The organism is Skermanella pratensis (assembly GCF_008843145.1).
In the GTDB taxonomy this organism is placed as follows: Bacteria; Pseudomonadota; Alphaproteobacteria; order Azospirillales; family Azospirillaceae; genus Skermanella; species Skermanella pratensis.
Genome location: NZ_CP030265.1, coordinates 5777945 through 5797182 on the forward strand (window position 1 = coordinate 5777945; position 19238 = coordinate 5797182).

17 protein-coding genes are annotated in these 19238 nt (G+C 68.9%); 11 read left to right on the plus strand and 6 right to left on the minus strand.

Going from position 1 to position 19238, the window contains the following annotated elements; all coding sequences use genetic code 11:
- Nucleotides 1-304 precede the first annotated feature (304 nt).
- From DPR14_RS26605 to purH, 4 genes are all read left to right on the plus strand, one after another.
- Complete coding sequence (locus tag DPR14_RS26605; RefSeq protein ID WP_158047838.1) at nt 305-1597, plus strand: RsmB/NOP family class I SAM-dependent RNA methyltransferase; 1293 nt, start codon at nt 305-307, stop codon at nt 1595-1597.
- Nucleotides 1598-1722: 125 nt separating this feature from the next.
- Complete coding sequence (gene rpe / locus DPR14_RS26610) at nt 1723-2385, plus strand: ribulose-phosphate 3-epimerase (RefSeq protein WP_158047839.1); 663 nt, start codon at nt 1723-1725, stop codon at nt 2383-2385.
- Between the two features lie 6 nt (nt 2386-2391).
- Nucleotides 2392-4044, plus strand: a complete 1653-nt coding sequence (locus DPR14_RS26615) for a heparinase II/III family protein (RefSeq protein ID WP_158047840.1) — start codon at nt 2392-2394, stop codon at nt 4042-4044.
- Between the two features lie 65 nt (nt 4045-4109).
- Nucleotides 4110-5720, plus strand: coding sequence for a bifunctional phosphoribosylaminoimidazolecarboxamide formyltransferase/IMP cyclohydrolase (gene purH / locus DPR14_RS26620; RefSeq protein WP_158047841.1), 1611 nt, complete (start codon nt 4110-4112; stop codon nt 5718-5720).
- Nucleotides 5721-5723: 3 nt separating this feature from the next.
- Here purH and DPR14_RS26625 read toward each other — a convergent pair whose 3' ends face one another.
- Nucleotides 5724-6734: a zinc ABC transporter substrate-binding protein gene (locus DPR14_RS26625; protein ID WP_158047842.1), complete on the minus strand. Its 1011-nt coding sequence runs from the start codon at nt 6732-6734 to the stop codon at nt 5724-5726.
- 127 nt (nt 6735-6861) lie between these two features.
- Between DPR14_RS26625 and znuC the strand changes: the two genes are divergently transcribed.
- Nucleotides 6862-7692 carry a zinc ABC transporter ATP-binding protein ZnuC gene (znuC, locus tag DPR14_RS26630; protein ID WP_158047843.1) on the plus strand — a complete coding sequence of 277 codons (831 nt, stop codon included), beginning with the start codon at nt 6862-6864 and terminating at the stop codon, nt 7690-7692.
- The gene (gene znuB / locus DPR14_RS26635; RefSeq protein WP_158047844.1) at nt 7685-8476 is read left to right on the plus strand and encodes a zinc ABC transporter permease subunit ZnuB; all 792 of its coding nucleotides are present in this window, start codon (nt 7685-7687) and stop codon (nt 8474-8476) included. The genes znuC and znuB overlap by 8 nt, the downstream gene beginning before the upstream one ends.
- A gap of 69 nt (nt 8477-8545) precedes the next feature.
- Here the strand turns inward: znuB and dnaJ are convergent, their stop codons facing one another.
- Both dnaJ and dnaK read right to left on the minus strand, forming a co-directional pair.
- On the minus strand, nt 8546-9691 hold the full coding sequence (gene dnaJ / locus DPR14_RS26640; RefSeq protein ID WP_158047845.1) for a molecular chaperone DnaJ: 1146 nt from the start codon (nt 9689-9691) through the stop codon (nt 8546-8548).
- A gap of 179 nt (nt 9692-9870) precedes the next feature.
- Nucleotides 9871-11820 carry a molecular chaperone DnaK gene (dnaK, locus tag DPR14_RS26645; RefSeq protein ID WP_158048364.1) on the minus strand — a complete coding sequence of 650 codons (1950 nt, stop codon included), beginning with the start codon at nt 11818-11820 and terminating at the stop codon, nt 9871-9873.
- A gap of 691 nt (nt 11821-12511) precedes the next feature.
- Between dnaK and DPR14_RS26650 the strand changes: the two genes are divergently transcribed.
- The gene (locus tag DPR14_RS26650) at nt 12512-12715 is read left to right on the plus strand and encodes a hypothetical protein (protein WP_158047846.1); all 204 of its coding nucleotides are present in this window, start codon (nt 12512-12514) and stop codon (nt 12713-12715) included.
- Between the two features lie 229 nt (nt 12716-12944).
- Complete coding sequence (locus tag DPR14_RS26655; RefSeq protein WP_158047847.1) at nt 12945-13883, plus strand: DUF1848 domain-containing protein; 939 nt, start codon at nt 12945-12947, stop codon at nt 13881-13883.
- On the opposite strand, the gene DPR14_RS26660 is transcribed toward DPR14_RS26655, so the two are convergent.
- Nucleotides 13835-14362 (minus strand): PAS domain-containing protein, encoded by a 528-nt coding sequence (locus DPR14_RS26660; RefSeq protein ID WP_158047848.1) that lies wholly within the window; start codon nt 14360-14362, stop codon nt 13835-13837. The two genes, DPR14_RS26655 and DPR14_RS26660, sit on opposite strands and share 49 nt — an antisense overlap.
- Nucleotides 14363-14723: 361 nt before the next feature.
- On the opposite strand from DPR14_RS26660, the gene DPR14_RS27640 reads away from it, so the two are divergent.
- The 3 genes from DPR14_RS27640 to DPR14_RS26670 all read left to right on the plus strand — a co-directional run bounded on the left by DPR14_RS27640 (nt 14724) and on the right by DPR14_RS26670 (nt 16894).
- Nucleotides 14724-14897: a hypothetical protein gene (locus tag DPR14_RS27640; protein ID WP_192499181.1), complete on the plus strand. Its 174-nt coding sequence runs from the start codon at nt 14724-14726 to the stop codon at nt 14895-14897.
- A gap of 243 nt (nt 14898-15140) precedes the next feature.
- On the plus strand, nt 15141-15551 hold the full coding sequence (locus DPR14_RS26665; protein WP_192499182.1) for a hypothetical protein: 411 nt from the start codon (nt 15141-15143) through the stop codon (nt 15549-15551).
- Between the two features lie 599 nt (nt 15552-16150).
- Nucleotides 16151-16894: a carbonic anhydrase gene (locus DPR14_RS26670; protein ID WP_158047850.1), complete on the plus strand. Its 744-nt coding sequence runs from the start codon at nt 16151-16153 to the stop codon at nt 16892-16894.
- A gap of 44 nt (nt 16895-16938) precedes the next feature.
- On the opposite strand, the gene DPR14_RS26675 is transcribed toward DPR14_RS26670, so the two are convergent.
- Nucleotides 16939-18273 (minus strand): DUF2254 domain-containing protein, encoded by a 1335-nt coding sequence (locus DPR14_RS26675; protein WP_158047851.1) that lies wholly within the window; start codon nt 18271-18273, stop codon nt 16939-16941.
- Nucleotides 18274-18373: 100 nt separating this feature from the next.
- A complete protein-coding gene (locus tag DPR14_RS26680; protein WP_158047852.1) occupies nt 18374-19165 on the minus strand; it encodes a DODA-type extradiol aromatic ring-opening family dioxygenase in 792 nt (263 codons plus the stop codon).
- Nucleotides 19166-19238: the final 73 nt, after the last annotated feature.

Below are 19238 nucleotides of genomic sequence, written 5' to 3' on the forward strand. Positions count from 1 at the left end.
GAACCTGAAGAGCCGCCACGTGGCGGCTCTTCCAATTACTCGTTTTCATCGTGACCGGACTTGATCCGATCATCCAGGCGCGAAGTCCATCTCGCCGGCTTGCGCGCCGATGAAGAAAAGGTGATGCCACATAGGTCGGGTAGAGCGAAGCGGCACCCGACAAGCCGGCGAGTTGGTGTCGGGTGCCGCTTCGCTCTACCCGACCTACGCTTCTTGACGAATAATCAGGTACCGTGCTGGACAGCGTCCGCCCCGGCCCTTTTCCGATTCGACAAGCCCCCCTCCGCGCGCTAAACCGCGCGACATGACCGACAGCACGCTGGCATCCCGCAACGCCGCCCTCGACCTGCTCGAGTCGGTGCTGCGCAAGAAGATCCCGCTCGACGACGCGTTCGACGCGCACGAGGGGCTCGACCCGCTGGAACCGCGGGACCGCGGCTTCGTGAGGCTGATGGTGGCGACGGTCCTGCGCCGCCTGGGGCAGATCGACGCCCTGGTGTCGACGGCCCTGACCAAGCCCGATCCGGTCCGCGCCGGCGTCCTCGACATCCTGCGGCTGGGCACGGCTCAGCTCGTGTTCCTCGACACGCCGCCGCACGCCGCGGTGGATACCTCGGTGGCCGCCGCCGAGCAGCGCGGGCTTCAGCACTACAAGGGCCTGATCAACGCCGTGCTGCGCAGGGTCGCGCGCGAGGGGGCCGATCAGGCGAGGAAGCAGGACGCCGGGCGGCTGAACACGCCGGACTGGCTGTGGCTCGCCTGGCGGACCGCCTACGGCACTCCCCGCACCCGCGGCATCGTCGAGGCGAACCTGATCGAGGCGCCGCTCGACCTCACCGCCAAGGGGTCGCCCGGCGACTGGGCCGAACGGCTGGAAGGCACCGTGCTGCCGACCGGGACGATCCGGCGCGCCTCCGGCGGCCAGGTCGCCGACCTGCCCGGCTACGACGAGGGCGCGTGGTGGGTCCAGGACGCCGCAGCGGCATTGCCGGCCAAGCTGTTCGGCGACATCCGGGGCAAGACCCTCTACGACCTGTGCGCGGCGCCGGGCGGAAAAACCGCCCAGCTGGCGGCCGCCGGGGCCGAGGTGACGGCGCTCGACCGGTCGGACCGGCGGCTGCGCCGCCTCTCCGCCAACCTGGAGCGGCTGAACCTGTGGGCGGAGACGCTGACCACCGATGCCGCGACCTGGAAGCCGGACCGGCCCGCCGACGCCGTGCTGCTCGATGCGCCGTGCAGCGCCACCGGCGCCATCCGCCGCCATCCCGACATCCCGCGGCTGAAGAGCCAGGAGGACGTCACCAAGCTGGCTGGCGCCCAGCGCCGGCTGCTGGCCCATGCGGTGGACCTGGTCAAGCCCGGCGGCACGCTGGTCTACTGCACCTGCTCGCTCCAGCCGGAAGAAGGCGAGCAGCGGATCGACCACCTGCTGGCCTCCGGTGCGCCGGTCGAGCGGTTGCCGGTCGATCCCGGCGAGCTGGGGGGCCTGTCGGAGCTGATCAACGAGCGCGGCGAAGTCAGGACCCTGCCGGGCCAGCTCGCGGAACTGGGCGGCATCGACGGTTTCTTCATCGCCCGGCTCGTCCGCACCAAATGATAAGCCGATCTCGATGATGGTCGATTTGCGCAATTCAAACCTGCGTCGGCGGAGACCATGTGTGATCTTGCGCACACCCCGCCCGACTTGGTAGGACAGCTTCGGTTTCGTAGGACGGCTTCGCCATGCAACAATCGACCCGAATCGCTCCCTCCATCCTGTCGGCCGACTTCGCCCGCCTGGGTGAGGAGGTGCGCGCCGTCGATGCCGCCGGCGCCGACTATATCCATATCGACGTGATGGACGGGCATTTCGTGCCCAACATCACCATCGGCCCCGCGGTCGTGTCGGCTCTGCGGCCCCATTCCGCCAAAGTGTTCGACGTCCACCTGATGATCTCGCCGGTGGACCTGTTCATCGCCGATTTCGCCAAGGCCGGCGCCGACATCATCACGGTCCATCCCGAGGCCGGCGCCCACACCCACCGGACGATCCAGCTGATCAAGTCGCTGGGCAAGAAGGCCGGCCTGTCGCTCAACCCCGCGACCCCGGTCGAGGCGGTGGACTATCTGCTGGACGACCTGGACCTGATCCTGGTGATGAGCGTCAATCCCGGTTTCGGCGGGCAGAGCTTCATCCGGTCCCAGCTCGACAAGATCCGGGAGCTGCGCCGCCGGATCGACGCCAGCGGCCGGCGGATCGACCTGGAGGTCGACGGCGGCATCAATTTCGAGACGGCGGGCGCCGCGATCGAGGCCGGCGCCGACGTGCTGGTCGCCGGGACGGCGACCTTCTCCGGCGGGCAGGACGCCTATGCCGGCAATATCCGGCGGCTGCGGGGTGCCTGAGGCGGGATGACTGGCCAGCGCGACACCTTGGGCTGGCTGAAGCAGGGCGCGCGGGCGTTCGCCTTCGGCAATCCGCTGTACGGGCTGACCCTTGGCGGCCGTCCGGTCAGCGGGCTGGTGACGGTCCCCAACGATCCCTGGCCGGGCGACGCCGATATCGGTGCCGCCCTGATGGACGGGGTCTTCCCCTTCGCGGGCGAGGTGATGCAGGCGGACGAGCCGGTCTGGGTGCCGGCACTGGGGTTCGGTTCCACCTGGGTTGCCCAGATGAACGGTTTCGACTGGCTGCGCGACCTGCGCGCCGTCGGCGGCGACGCGCCGCGCCGACAGGCGCGCCTGTTGATTTCCGGCTGGCTCGACCAGAACCATGGCTGGAACCAGGCGTCGTGGGCGCCCGACGTGCTGGGTGCGCGCATCGCCAACTGGATCGGGCAGCATGATTTCTACTGCCAGAGCGCGGACGACGCGTTCCGCGGCCGGGTGTTCGAAAGCCTGGCGCGGCAGACCCGCCACCTGGCCCGCGTCACCCCCGGCCCGCTCCAGGGCGCAGCATTGCTGACCGCGGTCAAGGGCTTGGTCTATGGCGGGCTGTGCCTGCCCGGCTGCGAGAAGCACGTGCCCCATGCCCTGCGGCTGCTGGAACGCGAGCTGCCGCTCCAGGTGCTGCCGGACGGCGGCCATGTGGAGCGCAGCCCCGAGCGCCACATGCTGGTGCTGCGCACCCTGATCGACCTGCGCGCGGTGCTGCGCGCGGCGCGGCAGGAGGTGCCGGAGATGCTCCAGCACGCGATCGACCGCATGACCCCGGCGCTCCGCTTCTTCCGCCACGGCGACGGCGGGCTGGCCCTGTTCAACGGCGGGCGGGAAGCCGACCCGGCGATGACCGACACGGTGCTGGCCCAGTCCGACGCGCGCGGACGGCCGCTGAAGAGCGCTCCCCATTGCGGGTTCGAGCGGATGCTGGCCGGACGCACCACGGTGCTGATGGATACCGGCAAGGCGCCGCCGCCGGGCCTGGACCAGGATGCCCATGCCGGCACGCTCAGTTTCGAGATGACGATCGGGCGGGAACGCCTGATCGTCAATTGCGGATCCCATCCCAGCCGCTTCGGTCCCTGGCGCGGCGCGCTGGCGGCGACCGCCGCCCATTCCACGCTGGCGGTGGCGGAGACCAACTCGGCGGAAGTGTTCGAGCGGGGCGGCCTGGGCCGCCGGCCGAACCGGATCACCTGCGAGCGGATCGAGAGCGACGGCGCCACCCTGGTCGAGGCGACCCACGACGGCTATGTGCGCGCCTTCGGGCTGCTGCACCGGCGGCGGCTCTACCTGGCGGACAACGGCGACGACCTGCGCGGCGAGGACACGCTGGAAGGACCTGCCGGCCACCCCTTCGCCCTGCGCTTCCACCTTCATCCCGGCGTGGACGCTACCGTGTCGCCGAACGGCGGCTCCGCCCTGCTGCGGCTGCCGGGCGGCTCGTCGTGGCGCCTGAGGGCGACCGGCGGGAGCCTCGCCGTTTCCGAAAGCATCTATTTCGGCGGCGGGTTCGGCGACGGCGACGAGCCGAGGCCGACCAGCCAGGTCGTCGTGACCGGCGACACCGTGTCCGATCGCACCATGATCAAATGGGCGCTACGCCGCGAGAAGAAGCAGGCCTGACCCGTCACCGGACCCCAACCGCAGCCCCGCCCGACAGGGCCGGAATTTCGCAGGATACCGCCGCCATGACCGCCGATCTCGTCCGAGTCACCCGTGCCCTCATCTCCGTTTCCGACAAGACCGGCCTGGTGCGGTTCGGCCAAGCCCTGGCGGCGCGCGGCGTCGAGATCCTCTCCACCGGCGGGTCCGCCCGGCAGCTCCGTGATGCCGGCGTGCCGGTCACCGAGGTCGGCGACCATACCGGCTTCCCCGAGATGATGGACGGCAGGGTCAAGACGCTCCACCCCAAGGTCCATGGCGGCATCCTGGCGCGCCGCGACCTGGACAGCCACCTGGCCGCCATGAAGACCCACGGCATCCCGCCGATCGACTTGGTCGTGGTCAACCTTTACCCGTTCGAGGAGACGGTCGCGCGCGGCGCCGCCTTCGAGGACTGCGTGGAGAACATCGACATCGGCGGCCCGGCGATGATCCGGAGCGCCGCCAAGAACCACGGCTTCGTCGCCGTGGTGACCGACGCGGCGGACTACGACGCCGTCCTGGCCGAGCTGGAGGCCAACGACGGCGCCACGACGCTGGCGCTCCGGCGGCGGCTGGCGGCCGGCGCCTATGCCCGCACGGCTGCCTACGACTCCGCCATCGGCCAGTGGTTCGCCGGCCAGAACGGCGAGACCTTCCCGGCCCGGGTCACGGTCGCCGGCAGCCTGCGCCAGACGCTCCGCTACGGCGAGAACCCGCACCAGCAGGCGGCGTTCTACGTCGGCGGCACGGGCGGCGGCGCGGGCGGCGGCGCCGAAGGCCGGCCGGGCATCGCGACGGCGACCCAGCTCCAGGGCAAGGAGCTGAGCTACAACAACCTGAACGACACGGATGCCGCGTTCGAGCTGGTGGCGGAGTTCGAGCGCCCCGCCGTCGCCATCATCAAGCACGCCAACCCGTGCGGCGTCGCCGAGGGCGACAGCCTGCCCGACGCCTATGCCCGCGCGCTGGAATGCGACCCGGTCAGCGCCTTCGGCGGCATCATCGCGGTCAACCGCACCCTGGACGCGGCCACCGCCGAGCAGATCGCCAAGCTGTTCGCCGAGGTGGTGATCGCCCCCGACGCCGACGAGGAGGCCCGGGCGTTCCTGGCCGCCAAGAAGAACCTGCGGGTCCTGCTGACCGGCGCCATGCCCGATCCGGCGGCGCCGGGCATGACGGTGCGGACGGTGTCCGGCGGCTTCCTGTTCCAGAACCGCGACAGCGGCCGGATCGGCCTGCCCGACCTGAAGGTCGTGACCAAGCGTTCACCCGGCGAGCAGGAGCTGGCCGACCTGCTGTTCGCCTTCCGCGTCGCCAAGCACGTCAAGTCGAACGCCATCGTCTATGCCAAGGCCGGCGCCACGGTGGGCATCGGCGCCGGCCAGATGAGCCGGGTGGACAGCTCGCGCATCGCGGCGTGGAAGTCGGCCGACGCGGCACAGGCGGCGGGCCGGGCGGAAGCCGGGACGATCGGCTCGGTGGTCGCGTCCGACGCCTTCTTCCCCTTCGCCGACGGACTGCTGGCGGCGGCCGATGCCGGCGCCACGGCGATCATCCAGCCCGGCGGCTCCATGCGCGACGGCGAGGTGATCGCCGCCGCCGACGAGCGCGGCCTCGCGATGGTCTTCACCGGGATGCGCCACTTCCGGCATTGAGCATCAGCCGGCCTTCAGGCAGGACACCAGCGAGGCGGCCATGTCGCGCATGAGCTGGAAATAAAGGTCCGGACCGTCGGGCAGCCCGGCTCCGAGCGGGTCGAGCATGCCCTTGCCGGCCCCGGTGCCCTCCACCACGGTCGCGACCAGGGTGGGCTCGAACTGGGGTTCCGCGAACACGCAGGCGGCGTCGAGGGTCCCGATCCTGCCCCGGATCTCGCTGAGCCGCTGCGCACTCGGCCGCTGCTCCGGGCTGACCGTGATGGCACCGACGGCGTTCAGCCCGTAGCGGTCCTCAAGATAATGGTAGGCGTCGTGGAAGACGACGAACGGCCGGTCCTTGACCGGTGCCAGCAGGGTGCCGAGTTCGGCGTCGAGCGCGGTCAGCCGTTCCGCCAGGGACTTGGCGTTGGCCTGATAGCGGGCGGCGTTGGCGGGATCATGCTCGGACAGCTCCCGCGCTATGGCGGCCACCATCGCGCGGGCGTTCGACACGTCGAGCCAGATATGGGCATCCCGCGTGCCGTGCGCGTGCTCCTCCCCGTGCCTATGCCCGCCTTCGGCGTGGTCGTCGTGCCCATGCCCATGGCCGTGCTCGTGGCCGTGATCCGCGGCCTCGTGCGGTTCCCAAGCGCCGCCTTCGCGGGTCGGCAGCAGGGTTATGCCGGGGGCTTCCATCAGGGCGGTCACGCGGGCCTTGCCGGCCAGGGAGTCGATGGGTTTGGCGAGAAACGTCTCCAGGTCCTCGCCGACCCAGAAGATCAGGTCGGCCCCGTTGAGCGCCCGGGCGTCGCTGGGGCGCAGGCTGAAGGAGTGCGGGGACGCCGCGCCCTTGACCAGGAGCGTGGGTTCGGCGACACCCTGCATCACGCCCGCGACCAGGGAATGGACCGGCTTGACCGAGGCCACCACGCCGACCGGCTCCGCCGCCGGGGCGGCAGGCGGGAAAGCGGCCGTGAAAAATGCCGCTCCGGCCAGGGCCAGGAGTGACGTTGTTGCGCGACGGGCGTTCATGACGGGGTGTGACCTCCGACCGGGGCAGGGTTGCACAATTGCGTACTCGTGAGGCCCCTACTGTTCTGTTATAACATTACCTTGTCAAGAGCCGGCTGACCGGCGAGGGAATCGGGGCGCAGCCTTCATGTCATCCAACAGAGAGCCTCTGGTCGAAACCCGCGGGCTGACGGTCACCTACGGCAGCCGCACCGTGCTGGAAGGCATCGACCTGAGCGTCGGCGCGGGCGAGATCGTGACGCTGATCGGACCCAACGGCGCCGGCAAGACGACCCTTGTCAAGTCGGTGCTCGGCCTTGTCAAGCCGTCCGCCGGATCGATCCGGCGCCGGCCGGGACTGACCATCGGCTACATGCCCCAGCGGCTCCAGGTCGAGCGGACCCTGCCGCTGACCGTGCGCCGCTTCCTGACCCTGTGGCAGCGGGTCGACCGGGCCGAGCTGGCGCGGGTCCTGGGCGAGGTGGGGGCGTCCCACGTGATCGACAGCGCGGTCCAGACCCTGTCGGGCGGCGAGCTTCAGCGGGTGCTGCTGGCGCGGGCGCTGCTGCGCCGGCCGGACATCCTGGTCCTGGACGAGCCGGTGCAGGCGGTCGACGTCCATGGCCAGATCGAGCTGTTCAACCTGATCGCCGAGATTCGCCGGAGCCGCGGCTGCGGCGTGCTGCTGGTTTCCCACGACCTGCATCTGGTGATGGCCCGGACCGATACCGTGCTCTGCATCAACCGCCATGTGTGCTGCTCCGGCCATCCGGAGGACGTCAGCCGGCATCCCGAATATCTCGCGATGTTCGGCCGCCATGCCGAGGCGCTGGCGGTCTACCAGCACAGCCACGACCATCACCACGACTGCGCCGGCGCCGTGGTCGCCCTGCCGTCCGCCCAGGAGATCGCACAAGGCACGGTCCAGGCCGCCGTCCGCCCGCTTCCCGAAGTCCGGAGGCATCATGGCCATGGATGATTTCATGATCCGGGCCCTGCTGGGCGGCTGCGGCATAGCGCTGGTCGCCGGCCCGCTGGGATCCTTCGTGGTGTGGCGCCGTATGGCCTATTTCGGCGACACGCTGGCCCATTCCGCCCTGCTGGGCATCGCCCTGGGCTATCTGCTGGGGATCGGAATGACGGCCGGCGTGATCGCGGTCTGCGTCGCCATCGCCACGCTGCTGGTGGTCCTCCAGGAACAGCGCCAACTCGCCACCGACACGCTGCTCGGCATCGTCTCCCACTCCACGCTGTCGCTGGGCCTGGTCGCCATAGCCTTCATGGAGACCATGCGAATCGACCTGCTGGCCTACCTGTTCGGCGACATCCTGTCGGTCACCGCCGCCGATATCGGGTGGATCTACGGCGGCGGCGCCATGGCGCTGGCCGGGCTGGCGCTGATCTGGCGGCGGCTGCTCGCCATCACGGTGGACGAGGACCTGGCGCGGGTCGAAGGGATGCCGGTGCTGGCGATCCGCCTGGTCTTCATGCTGCTGATCGCGGCGGTGATCGCGATCGCCATGAAGATCGTCGGCATCCTGCTGATCACGTCGCTGCTGATCGTGCCGGCCGCGACGGCTCGGCGTTTCTCCCGCTCGCCCGAGCAGATGGCCGTCGTGGCGTCCGTGATCGGCATGGCCGCCGTGATCGGCGGCCTGATGGGCTCATTGTTCTGGGACCTGCCGAGCGGCCCCAGCGTGGTCACCGCCGCGGCGCTGATGTTCGCGGCGAGCCTGATGGCGCCGATACCGCGGCCGGCCTGACGGGAGACGGGGCCGGGGGAGTGGGGCGGAACGAAATTTCCTCCGTCGCTCGCCTCACCGCCGGTTCCTTCAGTCCTTCAGGTCCTCCCAAAGCTCCTTCACCTTGGCAAAGAATCCTTCGCTTTCGGGGCTGGTCCCTTCCTTGCCGGCCTTCTCGAACTCGCGCAGCAGTTCCTGCTGCTTCTTGTTCAGGTTGACCGGAGTCTCGACCACGGCCTGGATGTACATGTCGCCGCGCTGGGTGCTGCGCAGGACGGACATGCCCTTGCCCTTCAGGCGGAACTGGTGGCCCGACTGGGTGCCGGCCGGCACGGTGATCTTGGCCCGGCTGCCGTCGATGCTGGGCACCTCGACCGTGCCGCCGAGCGCCGCCGTCGTCATCGGGATCGGCACCCGGCAGTGGATGTTGGCGCCGTCGCGCTGGAAGAACCGGTGGGGCGCTATCGCCAGGAAGATGTAGAGATCGCCCGTCGGCGCCCCGCGCAGCCCCGCCTCGCCCTCTCCGGCCAGCCGGATGCGGGTGCCGTCCTCGACGCCCGCCGGGATGTTGACCTGGAGGTTCTTCTCCTTCCGGGTCCTGCCGCTGCCGCCGCAGCTCTTGCACGGGTCCTTGATGACCCGGCCGGCGCCGTGGCAGGACGGGCAGGTCCGCTCGATCGTGAAGAAGCCCTGCTGGGCCCGCACCTTCCCCAGCCCGCCGCAGGTCGGGCACGAGATCGGCTGGGTCCCGGCTTCGGCCCCGCTGCCCGAGCAGCCTTCGCAAACCACGGAGGTCGGCACCCGGACGGTGGCCTGGCTGCCGCTGAAGGCTTCCTCCAGCGAGATCTCCAGGTTGTAGCGCAGGTCCGCGCCCCGGCCGGTCTGGCCGCCAGCGCGCCGGCCGCCCATGAAATCGCCGAACATCTCGTCGAAGATGTCCGCGAAACCGCCGCCCCCGAAATTGAAGTCGAAGCCGCCGGCGCCGCGTCCGCCGCCGCCCGGGCCGCCGCCCTCGAAGGCGGCATGGCCGAAGCGGTCATAGGCGGCGCGCTTCTGATCGTCCTTGAGGACCTCGTACGCTTCGCTGCAATCCTTGAACTTGGCTTCCGCCTCGGCGTCGCCAGGGTTCCGGTCGGGGTGATACTGCATGGCCATCTTGCGATAGGCCTTCTTGATCTCCTCCGCCGAGGCACCCTTGGTCAGGCCGAGAAGTTCGTAATAGTCCTGCTTCGCCATCAGGCCGCCAGCCCCTGCCTCTGAACCGTTCGATTAACCATAAAACCGCTCCGGTTGGCCGGCCCAGGATCCAGGGCCGGCCAACCGGAGCGGAAAACACAATGCCACACAAATCCCGTCCCGGGGGAGGGCGGATTTCGGGCCGCCTCCCCCCGGACTTCGGCATTAAGTGCCGCCGGTCAGGCCGACTTGCTCTTCTTGTCGTCGTCGACTTCCTCGAAGTCGGCATCGACCACGGTCGAGTCTCCGCCCGCCTGCGCCCCGGCGCTCGCGCCGGCGGCGCCACCGGCACCCGGGCCGCCCGCACCGCCCGCGCCGTCGTCCTGGCCGGCCTTGTACATGGCCTCGCCGAGCTTCATGGACGCCTGGGCCAGCGCATCGGTCTTGGCCTTGATGGCCGCGGCGTCGTCGCCGCCGGCCGTCTCGCGCAGCTCGGCGATCGCCTTCTCCGCGGCGGTCTTGTCCTCCGCCGGGATCTTGTCGCCGGCTTCCTTGATGGTGCGCTCGGTGGTGTGGATCAGGCCGTCGGCCTGGTTGCGCAACTCGACCAGCTCACGCCGCTTCTTGTCCTCGGCGGCATGCGCCTCGGCGTCCTTGACCATCTTCTCGACATCGGCGTCGGACAGGCCGCCCGAAGCCTGGATCCGGACCGACTGCTCCTTGCCGGTGGCCTTGTCCTTGGCGCCGACGCTGACGATGCCGTTGGCGTCGATGTCGAAGGTCACCTCGACCTGGGGCACGCCGCGCGGGGCGGGCGGGATGCCGACCAGGTCGAACTGGCCCAGCAGCTTGTTGTCGGCCGCCATCTCGCGCTCGCCCTGGAACACCCGGATCGTCACGGCGCTCTGGTTGTCCTCGGCGGTCGAGAAGGTCTGGCTCTTCTTGGTCGGGATCGTGGTGTTGCGGTCGATCAGGCGGGTGAACACGCCGCCCAGGGTCTCGATGCCCAGCGACAGCGGGGTCACGTCCAGCAGCAGCACGTCCTTGACGTCGCCCTTCAGCACGCCGCCCTGGATCGCGGCGCCGATCGCGACGACCTCGTCCGGGTTGACGCCGCGGTGCGGTTCACGGCCGAAGAACTGCTTCACGACTTCCATGATCTTGGGCATGCGGGTCATGCCGCCGACCAGGATCACCTCGTCGATCTCGTTCGCCTTCAGGCCGGCGTCCTTCAGGGCGGACTTGCACGGCTCGATCGTGCGCTGCACCAGGTCGTCCACCAGGGCTTCCAGCTTGGCGCGGGTCAGCTTGATGTTCAGGTGCTTCGGGCCGGACTGGTCGGCGGTGATGAACGGCAGGTTCACCTCCGTCTGCATGCCGGACGACAGCTCGATCTTCGCCTTCTCGGCGGCTTCCTTCAGGCGCTGCAGGGCCAGACGGTCGTTCCGCAGGTCGATGCCCTGCTCCTTCCTGAACTCGTCGGCGAGATAATCGATGATGCGAGCGTCGAAGTCCTCACCGCCCAGGAAGGTGTCGCCGTTGGTCGACTTCACCTCGAACACGCCGTCGCCGATCTCCAGCACCGACACGTCGAAGGTGCCGCCGCCCAGGTCGTAGACCGCGATGGTGCCGCTGCCCTTCTTCTCCATGCCGTATGCCAGCGCCGCGGCCGTCGGCTCGTTGATGATGCGCAGCACTTCGAGACCCGCGATCTTGCCGGCGTCCTTGGTCGCCTGGCGCTGGCTGTCGTTGAAGTAGGCGGGCACCGTGATGACGGCCTGCGTGACCTTCTCGCCCAGGTAATTCTCGGCGGTCTCCTTCATCTTCTGAAGGATGAAGGCGCTGATCTGGCTGGGGCTGTACTTCTTGCCGTGGCTCTCCACCCAGGCGTCGCCGTTGTCGCCGCCGACGATCTTGTAGGAAACGAGGCCCTTGTCCTTCTGGGTCAGCGGATCGTCGTAACGGCGACCGATCAGACGCTTGATCGCGAACAAGGTGTTGTCGGGATTGGTCACCGCCTGGCGCTTGGCCGGCTGGCCGACCAGACGCTCGCCACCCTGGGTGAAGGCGACCATCGACGGCGTCGTCCGGGCGCCTTCGGTGTTCTCGATGACCTTGGCGGTGCCGCCTTCCATGACGGCCACGCACGAGTTCGTGGTGCCCAGGTCGATACCAATCACTTTGCTCATCATTCAGCCTCTTTGTTACGGCAGACCAGTCGCGGCCCGGTACTTCGGCACCGCCACGGCCCCCTTGGTTCTAGCGGTCGAGGGTATGGAACGGTGTTGTAGTTCAGATGATCTCTCAGTCTGACCGGAGATATAGGCAGGTGCTCCGAAGGCTGCAACCGCCCCGCGGCAAGGCAAATGTGCCGGACACGGGGCGTTCGGCCCGAAAGCCACGGCCTGAGAGCCACCGCCCGAAGGCTACAGATGGAGCGGGTGCCGTCCGGGCGGGAGCGCGACCGCCTGCCGCACCGGCCTCCGCCCCCGCCGGGGGAAGGCCGGGTGACGAACAACCCGGTATAGCCGGCGTGACGCGGGCGCCAGGGAATCACAGCGCCGGGTTTGAATCTCCACTGTGGGGTGCTACCCCCAGTATCAAATCCTGCCAAGTCCAGGCAAACCGGCAGGGAGTAACAAGGCGGCATACATTTGAGTTTTTGCTTGAAGTTAACGGATGATTAAAGTACTTCGGTGTGCTGTTGTCATAAGACGCAATTGACAGTTGCCGCTATTTCTGTTTGGCCTTACATTATCCACCTTTTTATCCCCAACGATTATGATATATGTTTTCCAGGGCAAGGCGAACGTGAGGTGTGGGGGACGCCAACCGCCTCGCCCGGAGACGGTGGCGTGTTTATTAGAGGGTAAATTCATCATGACCCACAGACGTCGCGATTTGGCGCTTGCGATCAAGTCCTGCCTCGACAGCCTGGCGCAGGATGCCAAGAACAACGAATTGACCGAACTCGCCCATTTCGTAAGCCTTGCCGCCCTGGCGGCCGAGGAAGCCGCCCAGTCGGCGGACCCGCAGGCCAACCTGCTGAAGGCCCTGATGTCGGGAGAAGCCGGCCACTGCTGACCCGACCATCCCCGGGGCCTGCCGCGGCAGATTTTCCGACCCGTTTCCCCGACCGGACTGCTTTGCTTTATTTTTCAGTGATTTCACGGGACTGCCGGAGTTTTCCCGGCAGTCCCGTTTCCCCTTTGCCGGAGCCGGCGACCGCAGGGCTCCGTCCGCCGCCATTTCACGGCCTTGTCACCGGTCCGGGCCGCCTCGGCCCGCCGCCCCGCCCGCCGGAGAAAGCCGGGTGATCATTTCCGCCAGCTACAAGACCGACATACCGGCGTTCCATGGCCGCTGGTTCCTCAACCGGCTGGACGCCGGCTTCTGCAACGTGGTCAATCCCTATGGCAGGCAGGTCCACCGGATCGACCTCTCGCCCGCCGCCGTGGACGGCTTCGTCTTCTGGACCCGCAACGCCTGGCCCTTCATGGACGCGCTGGAGGCCGTCGCCCGGCGGGGACATCCCTTCATGGTCCAGGTGACGCTGACCGGCTATCCCCGCGCGATCGAGTCGAACGTGCCGGACACCGCCCGGTCGGTGGACCAGATCCGCGCGCTCCGCGACCGCTGGGGACCGCGCGCCGTCGTCTGGCGCTACGACCCGATCGTCCTGTCGTCCCTGACCGGGGCCGCCTGGCACCGCGCCAATTTCGCCGGCCTCGCCCGGGCGCTGTCCGGCGCGGTGGACGAGGTGGTCATGTCGTTCATGCAGCCCTACCGCAAGACCGCCCGCAATTTGGACGCCGCCGCCCGCGCCCACGGCTTCGCCTGGCACGATCCGGAGGAGTCGGAGAAGCGGGCGCTCCTGGCCGGCCTCGCGGCGATCGCGGCCGGGGAAGGCATGGCGCCGACCCTGTGCACCCAGCCCCGCCTGCTCGACGTGCCCGGCGTGTCGGCCGCCCGGTGCGTCGATACGGCGCGCCTGGGCGACGTCGCGGGCCGGCCGGTGGCGGGCCGGCGCAAGGGCAACCGGCCCGGTTGCGACTGCGCCGGGAGCCGGGACATCGGCGACTACGATACCTGCGTCCAGGGCTGCGCCTATTGCTATGCCGTGGCGAACCGGCCGGCGGCCCTGCGCCGGGCGAAGGCCCATGACCCGGACGGGGAATTCCTGGTCGCCCCGGCGCCGCCGGCTCAGAGTTCCGCCGGGTCGAAGGCCACCGTCGAGCCGTCCAGCTCATAGTCCTGGATGGTCGGCCGCTCGCGGGCATGGGGGTCGGTGAAGGACGCGTAGAGGCATGCGAAGATCTGGGAAACGGTCCGCCCGTCCTGCGAGAACGGCAGGAACAGCTTGTCGATGCCCGCCTCGACGCCCCGGAACGAGGCGCTCCGGTACCGGAAGGCCATCGGGCTGGCGCTTGCCGCGCAGTCCTCGAACTGGCTCAGCACCACCCGGGCGACCGGCGGCTTCAGGACCTCGTCCAGGAAACGGCCGGTAAAGTCCGCGCCGTCGTAATAGACGATCTCGGTTCCGACCAGCCGCAGGCGAAAGCGGCGGGGATATCCCTCCACCCCGATGATCAGCAGGTTGCCCATCCAGGGCTGGAACTCCTCCGGCCGGAAGCTCGACCGCGGCGGCAGGGCGCATCGGTCGAGACGCGAGCACCAGAGAGCGTATAAAGCACGGAGTTTTTCAGCGGGAGACTGTGAGTTGCTGTTCATGCTGGGCGGGAGTACCGGGAGGAACACAGGAGGTTGGCAGGCTCGGCCGAAGACTTGCCGGTCGTCAAGTCACGAATCCTTAACAGACTCTTCTTGATACTGGAGTATGCAAACTGCCGGGGCGCGGCGAACAGCCTATATCCCGAAACCGGCTATTCTGTCCGGTCCGGCGAACGAATGCCCAAAGATGCCACAGGGTGGGTGAATGCTTGGTTACATGGTATTTTATGAATCATGGTCGTACCGGTATGATGCATCCGCTGCGACGGTGCTTTACTGGAATGCCTTTCCGCGGAGTGGATAGTGTTTTCACCGGCAATTCAGGCCGCCTGCGCCACCCTTGATCCAGACAGTTCCGTTCATGTTTCCCACCGCCCGCCCCGGAACGTTTTTCGTCGGGCGTCGGCCCCTGCTGGCGGTTCTAGCCGCATCGGTCCTGCCGGCCGGTCCCGCCCTGGCCCAGGCGGCGGACCCGGCCGGCGACATCGCGGCCCGGCTGGCCGCGGTGAAGGCCTTCCAGACCAACCTCAACTAGTGGTTCTGCACAGTGTTTTTGATGACGTTCGGCGGAGCGGAGTGCCGTAGGTCGGCCTTCGCCCGTCAGGGCGAAGGCCGACACCCTGCGTCAACGCTCCGGCCACGCTGTCGGCGTCGGCCTTCGGCCGAGGCCGACCTACGATAAATCAATCAAAACCACTGTGCCGAGCCACTAGCGGCCCGCGCGGTCGAGGACATCGAGCGCAAGGTCGGCGCGATCCAGGGCGAGGCGGGGGATGCCGTGTCGGTGATCCGGACCATCACCGAGATGACCGGCACCCTGGACGAATCGGTCCGCTCGGTCTCGGCGGCGCTGGCCGAACAGGCCGACGCGGCCCAGCACATCGTCGAGAGCATGGGCAATGCCAGCGGCGAATCGTCCAACGTCGCCGAATCGATCGGCGAAGTGGCCGAAGCCGCGCGCGGCGCCCTCGCGATCGCCGAGACCGCGGCGTCCGACAGCATCCGCGTCACCGCGGAAGTCCAGGCGATGCGCGGCGCCGCGAAAGCGACCAACGTCCGGGCCGACCAGCTCGCGGTCACCGCCTCGGCGATCGGCGCCATCGCCGAGCGATTGCGCGAGTTGGTCGGGACCGTGGTGGCGGAACCGGGCTCCGCCGCCCAGCCCGCCCTTGCCCAGGCCGCGGAATAGCCTGCCGGGGCGTCAGCGCGCCGTGTTCCGCCAGCCCTGGACCCCGTCCACCAGGGTCAGCGGCGTGTCCTCGGAAAGCCGGATGATGGCCGGCCGCTCCATCCCAAGGGTCCACCCGGTCGAAACAGGCGTGATGGTGGCAGAAGGGACTCGCGGAAGGGACTCGCAGAAGGGACTCTAGGTCCGCTTTTCGGCGAACCCGCCGGATTGCCCTATGGCGCGCACGGCCACGGACGCGGAGCCCATGCGGCGACAATCTTCGATGACGCTGTCACTCTCGGGCCGGCGGCCAAGCAGCACCTGCTAGATCGCGACGATATCTTCGCGCGAGAGGGGCTGGGTTGATTTCCACATGCGCTTCCGTCCATGGCTGTCATTTTCGCCGACGCCCGCCGAACCGATCAACCGGCCCCCTTGGGCTCGTGGCGTCCTGCATTACCATGGGGAAGCAACAAAGCGCAGGTTGACATCAATGATCCTGCTCAGTTCCGCAGGATTGTCGGAACGATTGGGCCGGCTGCGGGGACTCCGGGCGACAATTCCTGTTGCAAGAGCCAGGAGGCTCCGAAACCTGGGGTCGCCGAATGGGGAACCAGACCATGAAGGGGGGAACGGCAGTGACCGGGATAGACAAGTCCAGGCGCAGATTCTTCAAGCAGACCTGCGGCGGTGCCGCCGCGGGAGTCCTGGCCGGTGCGATCCTGCCGGTCGGCAGGGCCTTCGCGGCCGGCCCGGTCGCCAAGACCGACCTGACGCCCGACCAGGCGCTCCAGCTGCTGAAGGACGGAAATCGCGACTTCATCACCGACAGCGCCTACCGCACCGGTGAGAACCGCGACCGCCGGATCGAGATCGCGCGCAGCCAGACGCCCTTCGCCGTGCTGGTGAGCTGCTCCGATTCCCGCGTGCCGCCGGAACTGCTGTTCGGCCGCGGCCTGGGCGAACTGTTCATCGTGCGCAACGCGGGCAACACCGTGGACACCGCGGCGCTGGGCAGCATCGAATACGCGGTGGCGGAGCTGGGCGTGCCGCTGGTCGTCGTGATGGGCCACGAGCGGTGCGGCGCGGTCGCCGCCGCGGTGTCGGTGGTGCGCGACAACGCCAAGTTCCCCGGCAGCATCGGCAGGATGGTCGAGCCGATCATCCCCGCGGTCCTGGACGTGCGCGACCAGCCGGGCGACTTCGTGGACAACGCGGTCCGGGCCAACGTCCGGCGGATCGTCCAACGGCTGCGCGAGTCGGAACCGCTGCTCGTCGATCCATTGGAAGCCGGCAAGCTGAAGATCGTCGGCGCCCGCTACGACCTGGACGACGGCGGGGTGGAGTTCTTCGAGGACGCCTGACGCCGGGTGGGGGCCGCCGGGGCAGGGGCGAGGCCGGTCGGCCCTCAAACATTCGTGGAGATCAGGCTGGCCAGCGCCGCCTCGTGCCGGTCGGCGATCTCGGCCTGGTCCTGTTCCTCCTTGACGTCGCGGAGGGCAGAGGACGCGATCATCGCCGCCTGCCGGGCCAGCGAGTCGCGCTGTTCCAGGGTGCGGACGTGGGACGCCAGCCGGGCGATGTTGTCGAGCAGGTGGATCAGGAGGGCGGGCTTTCCGGCGGCGGCCTGCCGGATCTCGTTGAAGGAACGGTCGACCAGCCCGGTGAAAGTGGCGGGGTGGGCGATCAGCCTGACCCGGCCGTCCTCGTCCCGGTGCAGCGCCGGCTCCGTGTCGCGCGCCATGGCGATCGCCAGGGACGCGGCCAGCCGGTCGATCACCGCCACGGCCGTATAGGGATCGTTGATTCCGGGCGACAGCGCGCGCAACGCCACCTCGACCAACTGGCGGATGCTGAACTCGATGTCCTGGGTTGGGGTGCGGTCGGCACCGACCACCACCGCGGCGGCCAAACCCCGGGCGATCCCGTCGCCGGAACGGCCGCGCGGGCTGAACGAGGCGTGGCTGCCGCCGGCCAGCAGGTGCCAGCCCGCGCGGAACCGAAGCGTCAGCACGACGTCATGCTCGCGCGCCAGCGCCACCAGCGCGTCATGGTCGATGGTCTGGACATAGCCTCCCCGGGGCAGGCTGAGGTCGGCGCCGCCGCCGTCCGGACCGTCTCCGCCGGCGCGCTGGTCGCTCCCGGAGGTCGCGCCCGGTTCGGGCAGCAGGCGCCGCAGCCCCTCGTCCAGCTCGTTGCCGACCCGGTTGATCACCGTGTCCGAGACGATCGAACTGGCGAGATGGTGCACGTAGAAGAGCAGCAGGAAGACCGAGGCCAGCGACAGGGCGGATCCTAGCGTGATGGCGACGTTGGGCACGTTCTCGGCGTCCAGGTGGTCGTCGACCCGCCGGTAGACCAGCAGCAGGTAGACGATCGTCATCACGAAGAAGCCCAGCGCCGCCTGGGTGCGCCGGTCGCCCATGAAGTTCCGGATCAGGCGCGGCCCGAGCTGGCTGGCCGCCAGGGTGAGGACCACCATGGTGATCGAGATCGCCAGGGTCGCCATGGTGATGATCGACGACAGCAGCGTGGACAGCAACTCGCTGGCATTCTCCGCCTTGCCGCCGTACAGCCACCAGACGCGCTCGTCGTTCCCCGTCAGGTTGGAGTCGATCCCCAGCGCGAACACGGCCAGGAGCAACGCCGCGAACGTCATCAGCATGGGAACGAACCACAGGCTGGTCCTCAGCCGACCCCATATGTTGAGCAGGCGGTCATAGGTCGCGTCTCGAATTTCCAAGGGATCATCCGCTCGGCAGCCGGAACAGGTTCAATTTCGAACACAATCCGGGCAAATCCGTTCCACCGTGCCGCCTGTCCTTCGGATCACCCCCCGGCGATCAGTCGAACGCGTAGACATCCATCGCCAGCACGCCGAAGGCATGGCCGGCATGGACGCGGGTACCCCTCGAACCCGAGTCCGGCGACGCGGCGCCGATCGCCGCGAACAGCGGCATCAGGTGCTCCTCGGTCGGGTGGTTGCGCTCGGCGGAGGGGGCCAGCCGGCGATAGTCCAGCAGGTCGGCGGTGCGGCCGTCGCGGACCGCCGCGGCCATCCACTCGCCGAATTCCGCGACCCAGCCCGGCGCCGGCGCGTCGTGGGCATTGCCCCTGAACTCGTTCAGGTTATGGGTGGCGCTGCCCGACGCCAGCACCAGCACCCCTGCGTCGCGCAGCGGGCGGATGGCCTCGCCCAGCGCCAGGTGGCCGGCCGGGCCGCCGTCGCGCAGGATCGAGAGCTGGGCGACCGGGATGTCGGCGGCGGGGTACATCAGCGACAGCGGCACCCAGGCCCCGTGGTCGAGTCCCCGCTCCGGATCGAGCCTGACCGGCATCCCCGTCGCGGCCCCGATCAGGCGCGCCGCCTCCGCCGCCGTTCCCGGAGCGCCCGGGGCGGGATAGCGGATCCGGTAGAGGGCTTCCGGGAAGCCCCTGAAATCGTGGATGGTCCCTGGAGCGGCGCTGGTGCCGGCCGCCGGAGTCGCGGTCTCCCAGTGGGCGGACACCACCAGGATCGCCTCCGGCCTCCCCAGCCGCTCGCCGTAGCCGCGCAGGAAATCGGCGGCGCCGCCCCGCTCCAGGGCCAGGGTGGGCGAACCGTGCGAGACGAAAAGGCTGGGGAAACGGGGCATGGCAGGGCTCCAACAAGGTGGACGATCACGTGCCCCTCATATCGGCCCGATCATCCGCCGGCATAATCCACCG